Here is a 23,153-nt window from a genome sequence, read left to right on the forward strand (position 1 = left end):
CTCCGGCAATGAGAGTGATCGATGCTCAGGGCTTGTTCCCGCATCGTGTTGATATGATAATCATAGTAACTGTGAAAGAGGCAAGCCCTGATGGCTGTAAACGATAGTCTTCCCGACACGCTGTGCCCGATTTCCCGGGCCGAGGCGATCGTCGGCGACCGCTGGACGGTGCTGGTTTTGCGCGAATTGTTCATGGGCAGCCACCGCTATGACGAGATCCTGGCGCAGACCGGCGGCACGCCGCAGATGATTGCCGCCCGTCTGAAAAGCCTGGAGGCGCACGGACTGGTCGAGCGTCGCTTGTACAACGAGCGGCCGAAACGCTACGAGTACCACCTCACTGCAAAGGGCGAGGCGTTTTACCCGGTGGTGATTGCGTTACGTGCCTGGGGCGAGACCTGGTGCAAGTCGCCGGAGGAAGGGCTGGCGGTGAACATGACCCACAAGAACTGCAACCACAGCGCCGGACTCGGGCCGTTGTGCGATCACTGCGGTGAGGTGTTGCGCCGTGAGGATTTGATCAGCCAGCCTCAAGAGGCGTACGCCGCGGAACGGCAGGCGCGGCGTGAGGCGTTCAAGGCGAAATAGACGGCTCCATCCAAAACAAAAAAGGCCCTCATTTGCGAGGGCCTTCGTGTGTCAGCTCAGAACGAATGGCTTACAGACTGCCCGCCAGTTTTCCGGAAGTCAGCCGCCGACGATAAGCACTGTCACGAGTCGCCAGCCAGAAATACAGCGGCGAGGTCACCAGCAAGCCAACCACCCACGACAGGTCCGCACCGTTGATGTGCGCCGACACCGGACCGACGTACAGCGGCGTGTTCATGAATGGAATCTGCACCGCGATACCGATCGCATACGCCAGCAAGGCTTGCGGGTTGTAGCGGCCGTAGATGCCGCCATCGACCTGGAAGATCGAGCCGATGTCGTACTGGCCTTTGTGGATGGCGTAGAAGTCGATCAGGTTGATCGCGGTCCACGGCACCAACACCACCAGCAACACCAGCACCATGTCGACGAAGTGGCCGATGAAGTCTGCCGAAGCGCCGACCGCAGCGAAGCAGCAGGCCAGCAGCACGATGATCGAAATCACGGCGCGGCTCTTGGCGGTCGGGATCCAGCGGTAAGCGAAAGTCTGCACCAGGGTGATCAGCGACAGCACCGCGCCATACAGGTTGAGGGCGTTGTGGCTGATGACGCTGAGCAGGAACAGCACCAGCATCAACGGGCCGATGGCGCCGGTGGCGAGTTTCACCGCGTCCATGGTGTCCATGCCCACCGGTGTTGCCAGCACGGCAACGGCGCCGAACACGAACGACAGGCTCGAGCCCAGCGCCGATCCCAGATAGGTCGTCCAGAAGGTCGCCGCCACCGGCACGTTCGCCGGCAGGTAACGCGAGTAGTCCGACACGTAAGGCGCAAACGCGATCTGCCACAGCGCCGCCAGCGAGACCGTCGCAAGCCAGCCCGAAAGGTTGAAGCTGCCGCGCGTGAGGAAATCATCGGTCTGGATGTGGGTGAGGATGTAGCCGAAGCCGATCACGATACCGATCCCCAAGACCCAGGTGCCGATGCGGTTGAGCACGTGGATGAAGCGGTAACCGATGATCCCGATGATCCCCGAACCCAGCGCACCGATGACGATGCCGACCGGCACCGGAACGCTGTCGACCACGCCATGCAGCGACTTGCCGGCCAGCACAATGTTGGAGGCGAAGAAGCCGATGTACATGACGCCGGCAATCAACACCACCAACAGCGCGCCGAGGGAGCCGAACTGCGCGCGGCTCTGGATCATCTGCGGAATGCCCATCTGCGGGCCTTGCGCCGAGTGCAGCGCCATCAGCACACCGCCGACCAGATGGCCAACCAGAATGGCGACGATGCCCCATACCAGATTCAGGTGAAACAACTGCACGCCGAGGGCGCCGGTGACGATGGGCAACGGCGCAATGTTGCCGCCGAACCAGAGGGTGAACAGATCCCTGACCTTTCCGTGGCGATCTTCGGGCGGCACGTAGCCGATCGTGTGTTTCTCAATGAGCGGTGCGGACGTTGTTGCAGAGGTGGCCATGACGAACTCCAAGGCAAGGACGAGTACGTGGACGTACTTCAGTGAGCGCCGGCACGGACGGCGCATTTCTTGTTGGGGTTGATCATGGGCAAGGAAAGGGGAGAGATAAATTAGTAGTTTTGTTGCTTCAGGCGTTAAAAAAACGAGGCTCTCCGGTCAGCTGAAAACGCTCTGTCTCGGGTGTTTCAGCGCTATGAACGACAACGCAGCTGACCTCCATCGGAGCAGCTGTCTGTCGGTGTTATTGCGGCTCGGCTGCGGACTTGATCCAGCAGCCAGACCGGTCTTTCAAAGGCGAATAGACGCCAACATTCGATGCAACATTTCATCGCAGGCCGTGAGCTGATCGACGCTGACGAACTCGTCCGGCTTGTGGCCCTGATCCATGCTGCCGGGGCCGCACACCACCGTGGGAATCCCCACTGCGTCAAACAAGCCACCTTCGGTCCCAAACGCAACAGTACCGAAATCGTCCGAACCACAGAACGTGGCGATCAATTCCGCAGCCTTGCTTCGGGCATCGGTGGCCAGCCCCGGATAGGCCGACAGTTCGCTGAAACGGATATCGCTCTGCTCGCTGACGGCCCGCATGCGCGGCAGCATTTGCTGTTCGGCATAGGTCTTGAGTTGCTGCGCGACGACCGCCGGATCCTGCGAGGGCAGGGCGCGGATTTCGAAGTCGAAACGACAGTCGGCGGGGACGATGTTCAACGCCTTGCCACCGTTGATCACGCCGGTTTGCACCGTGGAGTACGGCGGGTCGAAACGCGGATCGAGGTGCTCGTCCTTGAGTTGCCGGCCGATGCGTCCCAGCTCGCCGATCAGCTCGGCGGCGCACTCGATGGCGTTCACTCCGAGCGGCGCGTAGGCCGAGTGACAGGCATGACCCTGGACATCGCAACGCATTGCCAGTTTGCCCTTGTGCCCGAGCACCGGTTTGAGTTCGGTCGGCTCGCCGATGATGCACAGCAGCGGTTTGACCGGACGCTGCTCCAGCACCTTGAGCAACGAGCGCACGCCGAGGCAGCCGACTTCTTCGTCATAGGACAAAGCAATGTGCACCGGCAGTCGCAACGGTGCTTCGAGCAACGACGGCACCAGCGCCAGCACGCAGGCGATGTAGCCCTTCATGTCCGCCGTGCCGCGACCGTAAAGCTTGCCGTCACGCTCGCTGAGTTCGAACGGCGGCAGCGTCCACGGCTGGCCATCGACGGGCACCACATCGGTGTGCCCCGACAACACGATGCCCGGCTGATCGGCCGGGCCAATCGTGGCGAACAGATTGGCCTTGCTGCGCTCATCGTTGTAGATCAGCTCGCATGGCACGTCGAAACTTTCGAGGTAGCTGCGCACGAAATCGATCAATTGCAGGTTGGACTCGCGGCTGGTGGTGTCGAACCCCACCAGCGTCTTGAGCAACGCGACGCTGTCGCTCATCGGTCGTCTCCGGCAACCCCGTAGCCCGGCGCCTTGGCCGGATCGAGGGCGCGGTCGATGTAGTCCTGCAACTGCGGGCGATAGGCGTCCCAGAGTTTCTGCAATTGACCGATCGGGTCTTCATCGGCCCAGTCGACCCGCAGGTTGACGATGGGCCAGGTCAGTTCACCCACCACGACCACAGCTGCCGAATGCACCGGACCTGCTTCACCGCCCAGGGCCTGGGCGGCGTGCAGGGCGTTGATCAGGCGATCGGCCAATTGACCTTCGCCTTCTTCAAACGCGCTGACCATGGCTTCGATCACCGAGCGCCCGGCGAGCATGTTGCCCGCCGCCACGCATTGCTCGCCCGACACGGCGTTGTGCACGCCCAGGGTTTGCGCGCCGCTGAAATGCGCGGTCTGGCCGAGGTGATTGACCGCCGTGATCTGCCGGTACTGGCTGTAGCCGTTGCGGGTCAGCACCTTGTCCAGCGCCGCCTCGGGCGCCAGGCCTTGCTCCATCAAAGCGAGCACTTCCGGGCCGAGCGACGGCAGGGTGATGTTCTGGCTCGACACCGCGCCGACACCCGGCAACAACCACGGGCAGCGGGCGCCGACGGCAATGCTGGAGGAGCTGATGGCGATGCCGAACTGACCGGTTTCGGGGCAACGGGCGGCGATGGAAAATGTCATGTGTGGCCTCCTTTCGCTAAGGTCGAATTACTCGGGAATCACCGCAACCACATCAATTTCCATCAGCCACTGCGGTTGACCCAAAGCCGACACCACCAGCCCGGTGGAGATCGGGAACACGCCCTTCAGCCATTTGCCGACTTCCTGGTACACCGGCTCGCGGTAGCGCGGGTCGATCAGGTAAGTGGTGGTCTTGACGATATGGCTCAGGTCGCTGCCGGCCTCTTCGAGCAGTTGCTTGACGTTGCGCATGGCCTGTTCGGTCTGCGCGCGCGGGTCGCCGAGACCGACCAGTTCACCGTCGAAATTGGTCCCGACCTGACCACGGACATACACGGTGTTGCCGGCGCGCACGGCCTGGCACAGGTCGTTGTCCAGGGTCTGGTTCGGGTAAGTGTCCTTGGTGTTGAACATGCGGATGCGGGTGTGGGTTGGCTGACTCATGTGCGGCTCCTGACGAATTCGGACCCGGCGCGACGGGCGCCGGGATTGAAGAGGGAAATCAAGCGTCGACGGTGTCGACAGCGTTGTTGTGCAGCGCGGCTTCGCGTTGTTCGGCATCGCGATAGGCCAGGTATTTGCGCTGGGTGGCGATGTGATCGGCCACGTGCTTGGCGTCGTGCCACACGCCCCAGATGAACGACGAACCACGTCGCGACTGCCACGGCAAGCCGAGGAAATACACGCCCGATTCGCTGGACACACCGCGCTGGTGTTGCGGCTTGCCGTTGTCGTCGAAAGCCGCGACTTTCAGCCACGAATAGTCCACCGCAAACCCGGTGGCCCAGATGATCGAGGTGATACCGGCGGCGGCCAGATCGAGATCGGCCAGCGGGTTTTTCACGCATTCAGGATCCGGATAAGTCTCGCGGGCTTCCGGTTCCAGCGGCAGGTCGAGGCCGTTGCGTTCGATGTAGGCGTCGGCGGCATCCAGCAGCGCGAGGTAGTTCTCGTCGCCACGCTTGAGGTTGTCGCGCAGGTCCTGTTTGAAGGTCACCACGCCGTCGCTGAACGATTCGGTGACGCCAACCAGGGTCATGCCTCGATGGGCCAGACCACGGAAGTCGATGGTGCGGCCACCGTGGGCACCGCTGACGGCGATGGTCACGTGCTCGCGGCCGGGTTTCATCGCGGCTTGATCCCACTCGCCGAGCACGCCCAGCCACCAGCAGAAATCACGGTTGCGGTAAGCGCGAGGAGGGCGGTCATGGGCGCCAACCGAGAGGTAAACCTGCTTGCCCGAGCGCTGCAATTCATCGGCGATCTGTACGCCCGACGAACCGGCACCGACCACCAGCACTGCGCCGGCCGGCAGTTGCTGCGGGTTGCGATAGTCGGCCGAGTGAATCTGCAGCAGGCGCTCATCTTTCGGTGCAATGGCCGGGATCACCGGACGCTGGAACGGGCCGGTGGCGGCAACGACGCGGGCGGCTTCGATCACGCCCTCGGAGGTCTCGACGGTGAAGCCCGGACGCCCGACATTGCGCACCACGCTTTTCACATCGACGCCAGTGCGGATCGGCGCGTTGAATTTCTTTGCATACGCTTCGAAGTAATCGGCGACACGTTCCTTGTGGGCAAAACCGTCCGGATCGACATCATCGAATTCCATCCCCGGAAACCGGTCGTGCCACGCCGGACCGTTGGCCACCAGCGAGTCCCAGCGCCCGGTGCGCCAGCGTTCGGCAACGCGGTTGCGCTCCAGCACCAGGTGCGGCACGCCGAGTTTGCTCAGGTGTTCACTCATGGCCACACCCGCTTGACCGGCGCCGACAACAAGCGTGTCTGTTTTTATTATTTCAGTGGTCATCTCTGATCCCTTCTCACGAGGCCGTTGGATTCAGGTCGCTGTCGACCCTGTTCTCTGTGCTTGGGATCAGACTAGGGAGGGGGTGGTTATCGGTAAAATATTATTAAGCTGGCATGTGAAGATAAAAACGTGATGCAGAGGCCTGAAAGCCCCGTAAATACGGGGCTTCACCTTGGCACCGGAATCCGGGACAACAAAAAAAAGGACCGCCGACAGGGTAGTCGACGGCCCTTTTCAAGGCGTGTTCAGATCACAAGGACTCAGCGATCGAGAAACGCCAGCAGGTCTTCATTCAATTGCTGCGCATGAGTCACCGCAAAGCCGTGCGGCGCACCTGCGTAGACTTTCAGTTCAGCGCCCTTGATTTGCGCGGCCGCTTGTTTGCCGGTGGTTTCGAACGGAACAATCTGATCGCCATCGCCGTGAATCACCAACGTCGGCACATCGATTTTCGCCATGTCCGGGCGGAAGTCGGTTTCCGAGAATGCAGTGACGCAATCCACGGTGCCTTTGAGCGAGGCCAGCAGGGCGATGTTCAGGGTTTGGGTCAGCACGCCATCGGAGACTGTCTGACCCTGATTGGTGCCGTAGAACGGGGCATTGAAGTCCGCGATGAACTGCGCACGATCCTTCAGCAGGCCAGCCTTGATTCCGTCGAACACCGACTTGTCGACGCCTTCGGCAAAGTCCGGTTTCTTGCCGAACAGCGGTGTCACCGCGCCCAGCAACACCAGTCCGGCAACGCGCTCGCTGCCGTGGCGTGCGATGTAGCGGCTGACATCGCCGCCGCCCATGGAGAAGCCGACCAGGGTCACGTCACGCAGATCCAGGTGCTCGATCAGTTGCGCGATGTCATCGGCGAAGGTGTCGTAGTCGTAGCCGGTCCACGGCTGCTCGGAACGGCCGAAGCCACGACGGTCAAAGGCGATGGTGCGATAGCCGCGGCTGCTCAGGTATTCCATCTGGTATTCCCACATGTCAGCATCCAGCGGCCAGCCGTGACTGAACAGCACGGGCTTGCCGCTGCCCCAGTCCTTGAAATAGATCTCGGTGCCGTCTTGGGTCGTGAACGTGCTCATGAAAACTCCTTGGGTGTGGGCCTGCGAGGATGCCGTGATGGCAGCGTTCACTATCGCGACAAAGGGCATTGGCCACTTGTACGCAGGTGCTAAGTTTCGAGCCGCACGCGTTAACGATTTGACGGCATGAGTTGTAAGATGCAACCGCATCGAACCTGCCGTTTTGCCGGAGACACCCGAAATGAAGCGCAAAAGCCTTGCGGGCAATGCCTGCCCGATCGCCCGGACACTCGATCTGATCGGTGACTGGTGGTCGTTGCTGATCATCCGCGATGCGCTGGAAGGCATCAGTCGTTTCAGCGATTTCGAGAAGAGCCTGGAAATCGCCAAGAACATGTTGAGCACCCGGCTCAAAGGGCTGGTCGAGCGCGACATCCTGCGCTTGGTGCCAGCGTCCGATGGCAGCGCTTACAAGGAATACGTGCTGACCGAAAAGGGTCGGGCGTTGCAAACTGTGATCGTTGCGTTGTCGCAGTGGGGTGGGGAGTTCATGTTCGAGCCTGGCGAGCCGGGGTCGGTGATGGTGGATGCGCAGAAGCGTCAGCCGATCAGGAAGCTTCAGTTGCTGTCGGCCGATGGTCGGGTGCTGGCGCCGGAAGATGTGGCGACGAAACTGGCGGTTGAGCATTGAGATGATGTGATTCACCGATTCCGGAAGACTTTTACTGATGCCGCTGGTCGGCAATACATATTTAGTAATGACAAAAATTGACGTCAGAATAGTGGCTCATTACTATCGCGCCACTATTCTGATATCAGTTTCCGTCTCGAGGGATCGAACATGTCCTCACCCGCCCTCGTGGCGAGGTTGTGCCTGGCTTTGCTATGCCTTTCTCCACTCCAAACCGCACTTGCAGCACCCACCCCCGGTGAAACCGACCTGATCCGCGAACGCCAGAATCGTCTGCTCGAAGAGCAGCAGCGGCGGCTCGAAGAGCTCAAGGATCTGCCCGGTGAAGAGGCCAAGCCGGCGCAGCCGGAAGCCCCCGCCGACACACGTTGCTTTCAGATCAACGACATCGAGCTCAAAGGCGCCGACAGCCTGTCGGAGAACGACAAGAGCCGTTTGCTCAAGCCCTACATCGGCCAGTGTCTCGGTGTGCCTCAGCTGAATGAAGTGCTGAAGGTCATCACCGATCACTACATCGAGAAGGGTTGGGTGACCAGCCGTGCTTATCTGCCACAGCAGGATCTGTCCGGTGGACACCTGAAAGTGCTGGTGGTCGAAGGCAAACTCGAGGGCTTGAAAGGCGCCGATAACAGCAAGCTCTCGGAGCGTGAGTTGTCGATGGCGTTTCCCGGCAAGGCCGGCGAGTTGGTGAATCTGCGCGAGATCGAGCAAATGGTCGATCAGCTCAATCGCCTCCCTTCCAACCAGGCCAAGATGGAGCTGTCGCCAGGCAAGAACGTCGGCGGCAGTGAGGTGCTGGTCACCAACACCCCGCAGAAACCATGGCGCGCCGGGCTGTCGCGAAGCAACGACGGCCAGCGCAGCACCGGTGAGCAGCAGTGGGGCACGACATTCGACTGGGACAGCCCGCTGGGTCTGGCTGATCAGTTGAGTCTGCGCGGCGGTCACGATGCGATGACCGATCACCAGCACACCTCCAACAACGCCATGCTCAACTACAACCTGCCGTGGGGCTGGTGGAACTTCAGCTACACCTACAGCCAGAGTGAGTACCGCTCGCAAATCGCGGCCAACGGCTACAACTTCAAGCAGACTGGCGAAAGCGAAAACCATCAGCTGCGCGCCGAGCGGGTGATCCACCGCGACTCGGTCAGCAAGACCTCCCTCAACGCCGGCCTGTCGTATCTGCGCACCAACAACTTCATCGAAGACAGCAAGCTCAAGCTGAGCAGCAACCGCATCAGCGAAGCGCAGTTCGGCTTCAACCACGGGCGGCGTATCGGCAGCGCCTTCGTCAACTTCGACGCCGGCATGCAGGAAGGCATCGGTGCATTCGACGCTCAGGGCAGCCACGACCCGGGCCCCGGCGAGCCGGATGCGCGTTACCGCAAATACACCGCCACCCTGAGCTATCTGCAGCCATTCAAAGTGTGGGGCGAGTCCTTCACCTTCAGCAGCCTGATGACCGGTCAGCGCAGCGAAGACGTTCTGTTCAGCCCGCAACGCACCAGCCTCGGCGGGTTGTCGTCGATCCGTGGCTACAAGGACCAGTCGCTGTCCGGCGACAGCGGCGGCTACTGGCGCAACGACCTGCGCTGGTCGCGCCCGGTGAGTGCCGAATGGTTGCGCCCTGTGTTCGCCGAATACGGCACCAGCCTCGGCTACGACCAGGGCGTGATCCGTGGCGACCGCTATAACGGCGACCAGCACGGGCGGATGTCGAGCAACTCGCTGGAGCTGTTCGCCCGGGGCGAGCATGTGGCCGCAAGCGTGACCTTCGCTCATTCCCTGGAGCGGCCGGATGTGCTGACCGAACGCGAAGCGCCGATCTACTTCCGTCTGGATTTCTTCATCTAATTACATTTACCCGAGACCACCGACATGGACGTTCGTCAGTACGCCTTTATTGCTCGACAGTCATCTGCAGACGTAGAAAAACACGAGCACTTCTGGGGCATGCCCAAGCGCGGACTGGCGTTCTTGCTGGCCAACGTCATGTTCTGGCAACCGATGTGGGCACAGGCGGACGGCATCGTGGTGGCCAATCCCGGCACAAGCCTGGGTCAGGCGGGCAACGGCGTGCCTATCGTCAACATCGCCACACCCAACGCTGCAGGCCTGTCGCACAACCAGTTCCATGACTACAACGTCGGTGCGCAGGGCGTCATCCTCAACAACGTGGCGGCGCAGACCGGGCAGACACAACTGGGCGGGATCATCGTCGGCAACCCCAACCTGACCAATCGGGTGGCAGCCCAGGCGATTCTCAACGAGGTAATCAGTGGCAATCCCAGTCAGTTGCGCGGCTACACCGAAGTCGCGGGGCAGTCGGCGCGGGTGATCGTCGCCAACCCTTACGGCATCACCTGTAACGGTTGCGGGTTCATCAACTCCCCACGGGTGACCCTGACAACCGGCAAACCGGTGATCGATGGCATGGGGCGGCTGGACCGCTTTCAGGTCGATCAGGGCAGCGTCGCCATCGAAGGTGCGGGGCTCAATGCCAGTAACGTCGACCGCTTCGAGATCATCACCCGCAGCGCAAAAATCAACGCTGAAATTCAGGCGCAGAACCTGACCATCGTGGCCGGTCGCAACGACGTGAACGCGCAAAGCCTCGATGCGACGGCGCGAGCAGACGATGGCAGTGCCAGGCCGCAACTGGCGATCGACTCTTCCGCGCTCGGCGGGATGTACGCCGGGGCGATCAAACTGGTGGGCACCGAGTCCGGGGTCGGGGTGAAACTGGCGGGCAACCTGGCGGCCAGTGGCGGTGATATCCAGATTGATGCCAACGGGCAATTGACCGTGGCGCAGGTTTCTGCGGCCAATGCCGTCAACATCAAGGCGTCCAGCCTCGATGCGCAAGGCCCGGTCTACGCCGGCACCAGTGCTAATTTGCAAACCCAGGGCAATCTGACCAACCAGCAGACCCTTGCGGCTCGCGACAGCATCAACCTCAGCGCCGGTGGGCAACTGACCAACAACGGCATCGTCGAGGCCGGTGTCAATGCGGATAACACTCGTAACAACGCGGGTGATGTAAACCTCAGCGCCGGCAGTCTCGGCAACGTCAACAAGAGTGTACTGGCCAGCCGCAACCTCACCGTCAGTGTGGGGCAAACCCTGAACAACCAGGGCGGCACATTGAGCTCGCAGAACACTCGGGTGTCGGCTTCGACGCTGGACAACCAGAACAAGGGCCGGGTGCTGAGCACCGGCGCCCTCAATCTCAACGTCGGCCAGGCGCTAAATGGCGGCGGCCTGATCAACAGCACCGGATCACTCGACGCAACCATCGGCCAGTTCAATAACCGTGGCGGCGAACTGTCGAGCCTGCAGGATGCGACGCTGCGCATGGGGAGCCTGGACAACGTGGCAGGTCTGGTAAATGCCGGCAGGGCGCTGAGCATCACTGCCACAGGCGCGATCAACAACCAGAACGGCAGACTGACGTCGCTCGACAGCCTATCGCTCAATGCCGGGCACGTCGATAACAGCAACAAGGGCCGGATCGCCAGCAACAAGTCTTTGGCGATGAATGCCGCCAGCCTCGATCAACACGACGGCGGTCAACTCACCAGCGATACGTCACTGACGCTGGATCTGAACAACGGCGACTTGAATAACCAGACCGGCCTGATCAACGCACCGCTGCTGGTACTGAAAAACCTGCGACAGGTTGATAACCGTAACGGCGAAATCTCCAGTGCCCAGGCCTTCACACTGGCGGCCGCAAGCCTGGACAACAGCAACGGCAAACTGCTGAGCAATCAAACCCTGACCCTGCGCGTGCAGCAGGCGTTGACCAATATCAAGGGGCTCATCGCTGCTGCCGGCATTGATGCTCAAACCGGCAGCCTGAACAATAACGGCGGCACATTCACCAGCCGCGCAGATCTGAGTCTGCGGGCTGACGGCCGTCTGGACAATCAGGACAGGGGCCTGATCAATGCCTCCCGCAATCTCGACATCACTGCCGCGAGCGTGAACAACCAGAACGGCGGTTCGCTGCTGGGCAGTGCCATCGCCATTGATTTCAGCGGTGCGATGGGCGATCTCGACAACTGCAAGGGATTGATTACCACCAAGGGACAGTTGAGCATCAGCCACCTGCGGGACCTGAACAACCAGGGTGGCGAGTTTTCCAGCGACCTCAGCTACACGCTTACTGCACGCAATATGGACAACAGCGACGGCAAGCTTTTCAGCCGTCAGCGGCTGGATTTGAACGCAGACACCACGCGTAATCTCAACGGCCTGATTTCCGGCTGGCAGGGCCTGACCCTGCTCGGTGGCAGTCTCGACAACCGTAACCACGGCACCCTGTCCAGCCGTGACGGCGACCTGTTGGTGGATCTCACGGGCGATATCCGTAACAGCAACACCGGCGCGCTGGTCAGTAAAGGCACCTTGAAGGTCAATGCTGCCAGTCTCGACAACTCGGACAGCGGCGTTCTCTCCAGTGAGGGCGCGCAAGCCCTGATCCTCACCGGCACTTTGAACAACGCTCAGGGTGGCCTGATCGACAGCGGTAGCGATCTGGACATTAAAGCCAAACGCCTGGACAACACCAAAGCGACCATCAACGCCAAGCGGGACATCCGTTTTACCGGCACTGATCTGGATAACACCGAAGGCGTTCTGGCCAGTGATGCGCCTGTCAATCTCGACCTGCTTGGCACGCTGACCAATACCAGAGGCCAACTGGTTGCTGCCGGCCCGCTGGTGATCACCCGTGCCGCGCAGATCAATAACCAGGGCGGCAAACTGGTGAGCCAGAAGCTGCTCAGTCTGTTGACCGGCGGTCTCGACAACCGCAACAGCGGTACCGTCGCTGCCAACGACAGCCTGACGCTTGTCGCCAGCGGCGCCGTGCAAAACAGTGGCGGCCTGATCTACAGCGATGCGGCCGATCTGCAACTGAACGCCGCCAGCCTCGACAACGCCGGGGGATCGCTGCAAAGCGAAGGCGCACTCACCGTCAAGGTCGGTGGTGCGATCGATAACCAGAAGGGGCGACTCGTTGCCAAGTCCGGCAACCTCGACGTCACTGCCGCCAGTCTCGACAGCCGCGGCGGTGTGCTGTCCAGCCTCAAAAGCGCTTTCACTGCACAGATCGGCGGCTTGTTGCGCAATGGGCAGGGAGGCGTGATCCAGGCTCAGCACGTCACACTCAAGGCCCTGGCCGGTCTCGACAACGAGAGCGGACGGATCGCTGCGCAAAGCGGTGACACGACCCTTGATCTGGGCAACACCGGCAATTTCATCAACCGCAACGGTGTGCTGGTCGCCAGGCAGCGTGTCAGCGTCACCGGCAGGGATTTCGATAATAGTGGCGACACGGGTGGCCAGATCGCCGGCCAACAAATCGATCTCAGCCTGCGCGGCGCCCTGAACAACCGCAAAGGCATCATCGAAAGCGCCAGCACCCTGAGCGTCGGCGCCGCCAGCGTCGATAACCAGACCGGTCAGTTGCGCGCACTGGGCAACACCGGCAAAACCGCGTTCAGCGTGGGCGGACTGTTCGATAACCGCAACGGCGCCGTTGAAAGCGCCAACAGTGACTTCAGCCTTGGGGCGGGTGGATTGTTGAACGCGGGCGGTAACGTGCTGCATGTCGGGAGCGGGATTTTCGACATTGCCACCGCTCAACTCGGCAGCGCTGGCGGCAGCTTCGTCACGCGCGGCGCCCTGACGCTGGCGGCGGATAGCTGGACCAACGGCAGCGTGATCCAGGCCGACCGCTTGACCGTCAACATCAACAACTTCAACCAGACCGCAGGTGGTCAATTGCTGGCGTCCAGCAAGCTGACAGGTAGTGGTGGTTACTGGAACAACGACGGGATGATCGCCAGTGACGGATCGCTGGATCTGACCTTGTGGGGCAACTATTCCGGCAACGGTCGCACCAGCAGCCTCGGCGACCTGACGCTCAAAAGCGGTCAACTGACCCTCGGCGCCGGGACCAGCATTGCCGGTGGCGGCAATTCCACGGTCAATATCAACGGCCTGTTGAGCAATCAGGGGCGGCTGACATCCAGCGGCGACCTGACCCTCACGGCTGCCACTGTCAACAACTACGGCACCCTCGGCGCCGGCAAAGACCTGACCCTGACCACCGGCGCACTGTTGAACGACAGAGGCCTGATCACCAGTGGCGGTGACATGCGTCTGCTGCTGTCCAGTTTCACCAATGCCTACGGCAACGTATACGGTCTGAGCAATGTGCACATCGGCCGGGATCGCGACAGCGCCAAGGCAGACTTGCTGGACAACCGTTCGGGTGAGATCTACAGCGCGCAGGACCTGACCATCAATGCCCTGACCGTGAACAACGTGAGGGACATTCTCGAATACACGGCACATGAAAAAAGCTCGGTAGTCATCACGCAGATCGACTGCAACCTGATCCCGATTGCCGGGTGTGATTTTCGCAGTGGCGGTCGCCGCAACGGGCATTGGGAAATCGCCGAAACCGATCGCCTGAAAGTCGACAACAGCAGCGCTGCCGCAAGCCTGACCAGCGGCGGCAATATGTCGATCAACGCTCAGGCGCTGAACAACGTCAGCAGCACCATCGCGGCCACCGGCAATATCAATGTGACTGCCGGCACCATCACCAACAAAGGCCTGCAAGAGCAGGAAATCATCACCAAGCGAACCTACTGGAACTACGTTGACCAGATCTTCGCCGCCGAGCCTGCCGCCAAAGCCTTCAACGACAAGAACGGCGGCACGCCTTCGGCCACCGTCGAAGCCGATTTGAGCCATTTCATCAGCCTTCTGGGCGGTGGCAAGCTGACCGAAAGCGTTTCCACCGTCACAGGCTCGGGCAGCTCCTACGACGCCGTGATCCAGGCCGGCGGCAACATCAGACTGGATGCGGCCCAGACCATCGACAACAGCGTGGTGCGGCCTTATTACAGCTACGTCGCGGCGGGCAAGACCAACACCGACACCGGCGTTGGCAACGGCTACTCCACCGTGGTCAAGATCAATCCGCAACTGCCCCCGGACCTGGCCCAGCAACAGGTCAGCCCGATCGACTTGCCGGGCTTCAGCCTGCCGACAGGTCAGAACGGTCTTTTCCGCCTGAGTCAGGAGGGTGGCAGCGCCCCGGCCACTACCGGCCCGCAAAGCTGGACGCTCACCGGTGGCAAAGTCACCGGCGGCGTGTCGACCACACCGGTGACCGTCAATCGCGTACAGGGTCTGCCAAGCAACGCCGGCAAATCCCAGCCGCACAAATACCTGATCGAAACCAACCCGGTACTCACTGACCTCAAGCAGTTCATGAGTTCGGATTACCTGCTTCAGGGCCTGGGTTACGACGCCGATCAGAGCGCCAAGCGCCTGGGTGATGGCCTGTTCGAACAGAAACTGGTCCAGCAGGCCGTCGTCGCCCGGACGGGGCAGCGCTTCATCGACGGTCAGACCTCCGACGAGGGGGTCTTCAAGTACCTGATGGACAACGCCATCGCCAGCAAGAACACGTTGAACCTGAGTGTGGGCGTCAGTCTCAGTGCGCAGCAGGTCGCGGCGTTGACGCACGACATCGTCTGGCTCGAAGAGCGTGAAGTGAACGGCGAAAAAGTCCTGGTGCCGGTGCTGTACCTGGCCAACGCCAATAATCGTCTTGCGGCCACGGGCTCGTTGATCCAGGGTAAGGACGTCACGCTGATTGCCGGTGAAAACCTTGAAAACTCCGGCACGTTGCGCGCCAGTCAAAACCTCGATGCCACGGCCAAAAAAGATCTGGTGAGCAGTGGTCTGGTCGAGGCCGGCAACCTCTTGAAGCTGACGGCGACCGACAACCTGACTAACAAGGCCGGCGGGATCATCTCCGGTCGCGATGTCACGCTCACCGCCGAACGCGGCGACGTGATCAACGAACGCACCGTGACCACCCACCGTAGCAGTGACGGACGTCTCAGCGAAGAAACCGACTTCGTCGATAACGCGGCGCGCATCGAAGCGGCGAACGCACTGGTTATCGGCGCCGGTCGGGACATCAACAACACCGGCAGTGTGCTGAAGAGTGGCGGCGATACTACGCTGACAGCCGGGCGCGATGTACACATCGACTCGACCGAGCAGACGACAGACCGCAGCAATACCAACTATCAGTATTCGACGGTCAAGCAGCATGGCTCGGACGTCAACGTCGGCGGCACGCTCAAGGTTACGGCCCAGCGTGACGTTAGCGTTGTGGCGAGTAATGTCGAGGCCAAAGGCAATGTCGATATCAATGCCAAAGGCGACCTGACGATTGCTTCAGCGGCGGACGAATCCCATGCCAGCGGCTGGAACAAGAAGTTCCGTGCGGAGGAGGATCATGTACGTCAGCAGTCGAGCACCATCAAGGCGGGTGGGGATTTGGCCCTGAGAGCCGGCAACGACCTGACGCTCATCGCAAGCCAGGCAACGACTCAGGGTGAAGCCTTTGTCTTCGCCGGGGACAATTTGAACCTCGAGAGCGCCGCCGATACCGATTATTCCTATTACACCAAAACCAAGAAAGGTTCGTTCGGCAAGAAGAGCTCGACCATGACCGAGAGTGGCAGCGAAGAGGCGGTCGGGTCGGTCATTCAGGCTCAGGGCAAGACCATGCTGGTGGCAACGAACGACATCAATATCGAGGGCTCGAAAGTCAATAGCGACAAGGGCGGCCTCCACTTGATGGCAGGCAATGATGTGAACGTCACGGCTGCGCAAAACAGCGCGTTCAACGCCTCGGCATCCTCCAAGTCCGGTGGTCTGGGGCTGTCGAGCACCAGCAAGGCGAGTAGTGATTCTTCGAGCAGCACCTGGCTCTCAGGGTCGACCCTGGGCGGTGAGACTGTGCTGGTGCAGGCGGGACATGATCTGCTGGTCTCGGCCAGTAATGTGGTGTCGACGCGGCAGACGGATCTGCAGGCCCGCAATGACATTCGTATCGAAAGCGGTGTCGAGACCTTCAGTGCCGAGCATAGTCAGTCGACCAAAAAGTCGGGGTTGATGAGTTCCGGGGGGATTGGCGTGACCTTGGGCTCCTCCAAGCTCGCCTCCACTCAGTCCACTCATACCGAGACCCAGAAGGGCAGTACGGTGGGCAGTGTGCTGGGTAACGTGAACATCACCGCGGGGAAAAACCTCACCATTAAAGCGTCGGACGCTATTGCCGGTGGCGATATCAGCCTGGCCGCTCAAAACGTCAATATTCTTGCTGCGCAGAACGAAAGCAGCACTCGACAGACTCAGGAAAGTAAAAAAAGCGGTCTGACGCTGGCGTTGTCGGGTGTTGTCGGAGAGGCCGTGAATACTGCCTATCAGACTGCGCAGGCAGCCAGGCATGAAGATGACACGCGTCTGGCAGCACTTCAGGGAGTCAAGGCAGGGCTTTCAGGCTATCAGGCTTACCAGGCTGCGCAGGCATTGAGCTCGGGCGCCGAGGCTGGCAGTTTCGCAGGCATCAGTTTGTCTCTGGGCACGCAGAAATCCACCTCGACTCAAGTCCAGGAACAAAGTGTCAGTCAGGGCAGTACGCTGACCGCCGGCAAAAACCTGTACATCGTTGCGACGGGCAGTGGCAAGGCCGGTTTCGCTGACGGTGACATCAACATCCAGGGCAGCAAACTGCAAGCCACCAACGACATGGTGGTGGTTGCCAATCGTGACGTTAATCTTCTGGCTGCGGCCAACACGCAGAAGGTTGAAGGATCGAATTCCAGTAGCGGCGGCGCTGTCGGTATCAGTCTTGGGGTTGGCTCCAGCGGTGCCGGGCTGAGTATCTTTGCCAATGGCAACAAAGGCGTAGGCAAGGAATCCGGCAACGGCACGACATGGACCGAAACCACGCTGGATGCGGGCAACAAACTGAAGATCGGCAGTGGGCGCGACACCAATCTGATCGGCGCTCAGGCCAATGCCCAGCAGGTGGTGGCGAATGTCGGCCGCAACCTGACGCTGACCAGCTTGCAGGACACTGACCGCTACGACTCCAAACAGACCAATGTCAGTGGGGGCGCCAGCTTTACCTTCGGTTCGATGACGGGCAGCGGATCGCTCAGCGTCAGCAAGGACAAGATCAAATCCAACTTTGACAGTGTGCAGGAACAGACAGGGATTTATGCCGGGAAGGGCGGTTTCCAGCTGGAGGTCGGCGGACATACCCAGCTCAACGGCAGTGTCATCGCCAGCACCGCGACCGCTGACAAAAACATCCTGAGTACCGGAACGCTGGGCTGGGCGGACATCGACAACAAGGCTGACTTCTCCAGTCAGCACCAAAGTGTCAGTGCCAGCAGCAGCGGTGGTGCGGGTGCCCAGCTTCTCGGGAACATGGGCAGCATGCTGCTTGTCGGCAGCAACAACAGCGGTCACGCCAGCAGCACCACGAACTCGGCGATTTCCGGTGCAACGCTGCTCATTCGTGACAAGAACAATCAACAGCAGGACGTGTCGACGCTCAGTCGCGATGTGGAGAATGCCAACAACGCGCTGAGTCCGATCTTCAACAAGGAGAAAGAACAGCAACGACTTCGTCAGGCGCAACTGATCGGTGAGATCGGCAGCCAGACGATGAACATCGTTCGAACCCAGGGCATGATTGCAGCCAGCAAGGCTGCCGAGGCAGAGCTGACACCAGAGCAACGCAAGATGCCGGGCGCCAGTCCGGATGCTTCCTATGAAGATCGCCAGGCTTACATTGCCGTGCTTCAAGCGACCAACGCCTACAAGAACACAATGTCCAGCTATGGCACCGGTGGCAGTTTCCAGCAGGCTGCACAGGCGGTGACCGCAGCGATCCAGGGGCTGGCAGGCGGCAACATTGCACAGGCGCTGGTGGGAGCTTCCGCTCCCTACCTGGCTGAAACCATCAAGAAGATGACAGCGGGCAATGAAGAAGCAAGGGTCATGGCCCACGCCGTTCTCGGCGCGTTGACTGCGGCCGTTCAAGGCAGCAATGCCGCGGCAGGTGCCACCGGTGCGGCTGTCTCGGCGGTGAGTACCGATCTGATCATGCAGGCGTTGTATGGCACGACGGATGTGAGGTCGTTGACCGAAAGTCAGAAGCAGAGCGTATCGGCGTTGGCCACCCTGGCCAGCGGCATTTCCGGTGGCATCATCGGGGGTGATACCGCATCTGCTGTCGCAGCTGCGCAGGCCGGGAAAAACACGGCCGAAAACAACGACATGTTCCTGATACCATCGGGAGCTGCAGCAATGTCCCTTGCCGAGTGGGCCGTCGGACAGGGTTACTCGAACGAGCAAATTGCCAAAGTACTGAAGGACGAGCGAGAAGGCGTCGGCTTTGAGGGGCCGACTGCAAAAGGGATGATCCAGGGCTACCTGATCTTTGCGGCCGGTCCGCTGGTCGGAACCGAGCTGACTGCAGGTCTCGTCGCCATGGCGGCGGGGGCAGCAATATCGGGCGGGGCGAATGTCAGCTATCAACTGACCAAAGGAGAGAAATTCAGCTATTCCGATGCATTCATTGCGACGCTGGTCGGTGCCTTGACTCAAGGCAAGGGCTTTGTCGCTACCCAGAGTGTGGGGCTTAGCGGCGCCTACGCCGGCAGTTTGATCAAGGGTGAAGATCCAATCCTGCCGATGATCGGCTCGTTTGCCGGGACGACCATCGGGTTCAAGGGGGGGCCTGTTATCAGCAATACACTCAAGCCCTACCTCGGCGAAACGGCGGCGACGACCGTGGGCAATTCGGCGGTATCTTATGGTTCTGAGGCTATCGGAGATTATATTCAAGATCTGGGAGGCAAAAAGTGAAGACTGACAAAATCAGTGTCCGCCAGATTGTCGGTTTATTGATCCGAACCTATATGCTCTTTGTTTTGGTAGGCGCATGTGTCGTGGCGATAGCCACAGTTGCTTATTACTTTAAACATGGTGAGTGGGCGTTTAGCCTGAAGGGGGTCATCAGAACATTGATAGGGGCCGGAATTTACTCATCTTTCGCTGTCGTGTCCTTGTTCTTACAAGCATTCCTTGCCAGGCGCAAAATCAGACACGAAAAGCAAAAAGACTGAGCCTTGGAAGAATGCCTCCCCCTAAAAAAACGCCCCGAACCTGTCGGGGCGTTTTTTATTGTGGATACCCCCTGCGGCGTATCACCGAAACGCCGGCACCACATGCTTGATAAACAGCTCCAGCGATTTCTTCTTCTCCGCATGCGGCAAGCTGTTGTCGCACCAGAAGCTGAACTCATCCACCCCCAGTTCCTGGTAGTACTTGATCCGCGGAATGATCTCTTCCGGCGTGCCGATCATGGCGGTTTTGTGCAGGCTCTCCAGTTCAAACTCCGGACGTCCGGCAAACTTCTCTTCCGGGCTCGGGGCGAGGAAGCCGTTCACCGGCACTTCCTTGTTGCCGAACCACGCGTCGAACGTGCGATAGAAACGTGAGATGGCTTTCGCGCCAACCTTCCAGCCTTCCGGGTCATCCGCCGAGTGCACGTGGGTATGACGCAGCACCATCAGTTGCGGGCGCGGCACGTCGGGGTTGTTGTCCAGCGCAGTCTGGAACTTGTTCTTCAGATCGAGGACTTCTTCATCGCCCTTCATCAATGGCGTGACCATTACGTTGCAGCCGTTGGCCACGGCGAAGTTGTGCGAGTCCGGGTCGCGGGCGGCGATCCACATCGGCGGGTTCGGCTTTTGGATCGGTTTCGGCACGCTGGTGGAGGTGGGGAATTTCCAGATCTCGCCGTTGTGGGCGTAGTCGCCTTGCCACAGCGCGCGCACCACCGGGACCATTTCCCGTAGCGCCTGACCGCCGCTGGAGGCGGGCATACCGCCGGCCATGCGATCGAACTCCACCTGATAGGCGCCGCGCGCCAGGCCTACTTCCATCCGGCCGTTGCTGATCACGTCGAGCAATGCGCATTCACCGGCAACCCGCAGCGGATGCCAGAACGGCGCGATGATGGTGCCGGCGCCCAGATGAATGGTGGTGGTCTTGGCCGCGAGGTAGGCCAGCAGCGGCATCGGGCTCGGCGAGATGGTGTATTCCATCGCGTGGTGTTCGCCGATCCACACGGTGCTGAAACCGCCGGCCTCGGCCATCAACGTCAGTTCGGTCAGGTCTTCGAACAGTTGACGGTGGCTGACGCTTTCGTCCCAGCGCTCCATGTGTACGAACAGGGAAAATTTCATGACGCTACCTCGAATCTCTTGTGGTTGGCCGGTCGCTTGCCGGCCTGTTTAAGTGCAATCGTGCAGATCAGGCGAAGGCGGGCAGGGCGCCCATCTTGCCGTGGCAGTACACCAGCGGGCCGGCGTCCTGCTGAGGGACGATGAGGTTTTTCACCGCGCCGACCATGATCGCGTGGTCGCCGCCTTCGTATTCGCGCCACAGCTCACATTCGATGATAGCTGTCGCGTTGGCCAGGATCGGGTTGCCCAGTTCGCTCAGCGTCCACTCGATGCCCTGCGCCTTGTCCTTGCCTTTGCGGGCGAACGCATAGGCTTCGCTCTGTTGGCCGCCGGACAGGACGTGAATGGCAAAGCGTTTGTTCTTGATCAGGACAGGGTAGGAGTCGGAACTGTAGTTGGGGCAGAACAGCACCAGGGCCGGATCCATCGACAGCGAACTGAAAGCGCTGGCGGTCAGGCCGACGATCTGGCCGTCGTCATCCAGCGTGGTGATGACGGTAACGCCGGACGGGAACGAGCCCATGACTTGTTTGTAGACGGCAGCATCGATCATTGGTCAATCCTCGAGTGCGGTGAAGCGTGTTTTTATGTGTTTATGGGTCTGATGGTATACCGTAATACATCGATTGCAAGCGCTTTTTTGGTGAAACGATAAACGTGGTTCATCCGTCGGAAACTCAGCATTCACGGGGCTTTTCTCTAGCCGTGAACGCTGGCTATCAGGGAGGATGCCGGATCAGATGCCGTCGTAAACAGCGGATCAGTCTTGTGAAAATGTTGGAATACCATAATATGGTCTTCATCTGAGGGGCGGCCACGAAGCTCCCCCGGTTTGGCTTCATACAACGATAAGAACAGACCCAATCGAGTTCATTTTTATGTCCCAGATGTCCCGGCAAGATCCGTTGATCGAGAATCACACGGTCGACTACGTCCCACTCGCGGAACGCCACGGGAAGGCCCGCGACCTTTTCACCCTTTGGTTCAGCACCAACATTGCGCCACTGCCCATTGTCACCGGCGCCATGGTGGTTCAGGTGTTTCATCTCGACCTGTTCTGGGGGCTGCTGGCGATTGCGCTGGGGCACATGATCGGCGGGGTGGTGATCGCCCTGGCGTCGGCGCAAGGTCCGCGCATGGGCATTCCGCAGATGGTCCAGAGTCGGGGCCAGTTCGGGCGTTACGGCGCGCTATTGATCGTGTTCTTCGCCGCGATCATCTATATCGGCTTCTTCATTTCCAACATCGTGCTGGCCGGCAAATCCATCGTCGGCATTGCGCCGTCGGTGCCGGCGCCGTTGAGCATTCTGATCGGCGCCCTCAGCGCCACGGCCATCGGCGTGATCGGCTACAACTTCATCCACACGCTCAATCGCATCGGCACCTGGGTGATGGGCAGTGCGCTGCTAGCCGGGTTCATCTACATCTTTGCCCATGAGTTGCCGGCGGACTTCTTTACCCGTGGCAGCTTCAATCTTTCGGGATGGCTGGCGACGGTGTCCCTGGGGATCATCTGGCAGATCAGTTTCTCGCCGTACGTCTCCGACTATTCCCGTTACCTGCCGGCGGACATCGGTATCGGCAAGCCATTTATCGCGACTTATCTGGGCGCCACGCTGGGCACGATTCTGTCGTTCACCTTCGGCTCGGTGGCGGTGCTGGCAACCCCGGAAGGCACCGAGGCGATGGCAGCGGTCAAGCAGTCCACCGGTTGGCTGGGGCCGATTCTGATGGTGCTGTTCCTGCTCAACATCATCAGCCATAACGCGCTGAATCTGTATGGCGCGGTACTGTCGATCATCACCTCGATCCAGACCTTCGCCAGCCAGTGGACGCCGAGCATCAAGGTGCGGGTGATCCTGTCGAGCGTGGTGCTGGCGGGATGCTGCGTTGTAGCGCTGGGCGCGTCGGCGGATTTCATTTCCGAATTCATCGGATTAATTCTGGCGTTGCTGCTGGTGCTGGTGCCGTGGGCGTCGATCAACCTGATCGACTTCTACCTGATCAAGCGCGGCAGCTATGACATCGCCTCGATCTTCCGCGCCGACGGTGGCATTTATGGGCGCTTCAACCTGCACGCGATCATTGCCTACTTCATCGGCATTATCGTGCAGCTGCCATTCGCCAACACGTCGCTGTACGTCGGGCCGTACGCCAATCTGGTGGAAGGCGCGGACCTGTCGTGGCTGGTCGGCCTGATCGTGACATGCCCGCTGTATTACTGCCTGGCGACCCGTGGACAGACCCAGCAGAGCAGGGCGGCGCGGTTGGGTTTCACCGACTGATCCTTCGCA

14 protein-coding genes are annotated in these 23,153 nt (G+C 60.4%); 6 read left to right on the top strand and 8 right to left on the bottom strand.

The features are described from left to right. The first annotated feature begins 90 nt into the window (after positions 1–90). Positions 91–588 (top strand): helix-turn-helix domain-containing protein, encoded by a 498-nt coding sequence (locus CAF74_RS09690; protein WP_085746207.1) that lies wholly within the window; start codon positions 91–93, stop codon positions 586–588. A gap of 70 nt (positions 589–658) precedes the next feature. Here CAF74_RS09690 and CAF74_RS09695 read toward each other — a convergent pair whose 3' ends face one another. The 6 genes from CAF74_RS09695 to CAF74_RS09720 all read right to left on the bottom strand — a co-directional run bounded on the left by CAF74_RS09695 (position 659) and on the right by CAF74_RS09720 (position 7,074). Beyond that, entirely contained in the window at positions 659–2,074 is a 1,416-nt protein-coding gene (locus CAF74_RS09695) for a cytosine permease (RefSeq protein WP_085746208.1), read from the bottom strand. Between the two features lie 288 nt (positions 2,075–2,362). Next, a complete protein-coding gene (gene argE, locus CAF74_RS09700) occupies positions 2,363–3,511 on the bottom strand; it encodes an acetylornithine deacetylase (RefSeq protein WP_085746209.1) in 1,149 nt (382 codons plus the stop codon). After that, a complete protein-coding gene (locus CAF74_RS09705; protein ID WP_085746210.1) occupies positions 3,508–4,185 on the bottom strand; it encodes a DUF1028 domain-containing protein in 678 nt (225 codons plus the stop codon). Before CAF74_RS09705 ends, argE begins: the two co-directional genes overlap by 4 nt. A 27-nt stretch (positions 4,186–4,212) precedes the next feature. Next, complete coding sequence (locus CAF74_RS09710; protein WP_007950460.1) at positions 4,213–4,629, bottom strand: RidA family protein; 417 nt, start codon at positions 4,627–4,629, stop codon at positions 4,213–4,215. 58 nt (positions 4,630–4,687) lie between these two features. Further along, positions 4,688–5,995 (bottom strand): NAD(P)/FAD-dependent oxidoreductase, encoded by a 1,308-nt coding sequence (locus CAF74_RS09715; protein ID WP_085746211.1) that lies wholly within the window; start codon positions 5,993–5,995, stop codon positions 4,688–4,690. A gap of 260 nt (positions 5,996–6,255) precedes the next feature. Continuing rightward, positions 6,256–7,074: an alpha/beta fold hydrolase gene (locus CAF74_RS09720; RefSeq protein ID WP_085746212.1), complete on the bottom strand. Its 819-nt coding sequence runs from the start codon at positions 7,072–7,074 to the stop codon at positions 6,256–6,258. A 181-nt stretch (positions 7,075–7,255) separates the two neighbouring features. Between CAF74_RS09720 and CAF74_RS09725 the strand changes: the two genes are divergently transcribed. The 4 genes from CAF74_RS09725 (at position 7,256) to CAF74_RS09740 (ending at position 19,734) form a co-directional block, all read left to right on the top strand. Next, the gene (locus tag CAF74_RS09725) at positions 7,256–7,705 is read left to right on the top strand and encodes a helix-turn-helix domain-containing protein (protein ID WP_085746213.1); all 450 of its coding nucleotides are present in this window, start codon (positions 7,256–7,258) and stop codon (positions 7,703–7,705) included. Positions 7,706–7,855: 150 nt separating this feature from the next. Beyond that, entirely contained in the window at positions 7,856–9,562 is a 1,707-nt protein-coding gene (locus CAF74_RS09730; RefSeq protein ID WP_085746214.1) for a ShlB/FhaC/HecB family hemolysin secretion/activation protein, read from the top strand. A gap of 24 nt (positions 9,563–9,586) precedes the next feature. Then, the gene (locus CAF74_RS09735) at positions 9,587–19,474 is read left to right on the top strand and encodes a hemagglutinin repeat-containing protein (protein ID WP_085746215.1); all 9,888 of its coding nucleotides are present in this window, start codon (positions 9,587–9,589) and stop codon (positions 19,472–19,474) included. After that, a complete protein-coding gene (locus tag CAF74_RS09740) occupies positions 19,471–19,734 on the top strand; it encodes a hypothetical protein (RefSeq protein WP_085746216.1) in 264 nt (87 codons plus the stop codon). The genes CAF74_RS09735 and CAF74_RS09740 overlap by 4 nt, the downstream gene beginning before the upstream one ends. Positions 19,735–19,815: 81 nt before the next feature. Here CAF74_RS09740 and CAF74_RS09745 read toward each other — a convergent pair whose 3' ends face one another. Beyond that, a complete protein-coding gene (locus CAF74_RS09745; protein WP_007950451.1) occupies positions 19,816–20,859 on the bottom strand; it encodes an LLM class flavin-dependent oxidoreductase in 1,044 nt (347 codons plus the stop codon). 67 nt (positions 20,860–20,926) lie between these two features. Further along, positions 20,927–21,412: a flavin reductase family protein gene (locus CAF74_RS09750; RefSeq protein ID WP_007950450.1), complete on the bottom strand. Its 486-nt coding sequence runs from the start codon at positions 21,410–21,412 to the stop codon at positions 20,927–20,929. Positions 21,413–21,737: 325 nt separating this feature from the next. Here CAF74_RS09750 and CAF74_RS09755 point away from each other — a divergent pair, with 325 nt between their 5' ends. After that, positions 21,738–23,144, top strand: coding sequence for a cytosine permease (locus CAF74_RS09755; protein ID WP_085746217.1), 1,407 nt, complete (start codon positions 21,738–21,740; stop codon positions 23,142–23,144). Positions 23,145–23,153 lie beyond the last annotated feature (9 nt).

The sequence above is a fragment of the Pseudomonas sp. R45(2017) genome (genome assembly GCF_002112305.1).
Classification (GTDB): Bacteria; Pseudomonadota; Gammaproteobacteria; order Pseudomonadales; family Pseudomonadaceae; genus Aquipseudomonas; species Aquipseudomonas paraglycinae.

Coding starts and splice junctions, on each gene's coding strand:
- CAF74_RS09710 (WP_007950460.1), bottom strand. CDS start 4,629: ATGAGTCAGCCAACCCACACCCGCATCCGCATGTTCAACACCAAGGAC.
- CAF74_RS09715 (WP_085746211.1), bottom strand. CDS start 5,995: ATGACCACTGAAATAATAAAAACAGACACGCTTGTTGTCGGCGCCGGT.
- CAF74_RS09730 (WP_085746214.1), top strand. CDS start 7,856: ATGTCCTCACCCGCCCTCGTGGCGAGGTTGTGCCTGGCTTTGCTATGC.
- argE (WP_085746209.1), bottom strand. CDS start 3,511: ATGAGCGACAGCGTCGCGTTGCTCAAGACGCTGGTGGGGTTCGACACC.
- CAF74_RS09705 (WP_085746210.1), bottom strand. CDS start 4,185: ATGACATTTTCCATCGCCGCCCGTTGCCCCGAAACCGGTCAGTTCGGC.
- CAF74_RS09690 (WP_085746207.1), top strand. CDS start 91: ATGGCTGTAAACGATAGTCTTCCCGACACGCTGTGCCCGATTTCCCGG.
- CAF74_RS09735 (WP_085746215.1), top strand. CDS start 9,587: ATGGACGTTCGTCAGTACGCCTTTATTGCTCGACAGTCATCTGCAGAC.
- CAF74_RS09725 (WP_085746213.1), top strand. CDS start 7,256: ATGAAGCGCAAAAGCCTTGCGGGCAATGCCTGCCCGATCGCCCGGACA.
- CAF74_RS09720 (WP_085746212.1), bottom strand. CDS start 7,074: ATGAGCACGTTCACGACCCAAGACGGCACCGAGATCTATTTCAAGGAC.
- CAF74_RS09695 (WP_085746208.1), bottom strand. CDS start 2,074: ATGGCCACCTCTGCAACAACGTCCGCACCGCTCATTGAGAAACACACG.
- CAF74_RS09745 (WP_007950451.1), bottom strand. CDS start 20,859: ATGAAATTTTCCCTGTTCGTACACATGGAGCGCTGGGACGAAAGCGTC.
- CAF74_RS09755 (WP_085746217.1), top strand. CDS start 21,738: ATGTCCCAGATGTCCCGGCAAGATCCGTTGATCGAGAATCACACGGTC.
- CAF74_RS09750 (WP_007950450.1), bottom strand. CDS start 21,412: ATGATCGATGCTGCCGTCTACAAACAAGTCATGGGCTCGTTCCCGTCC.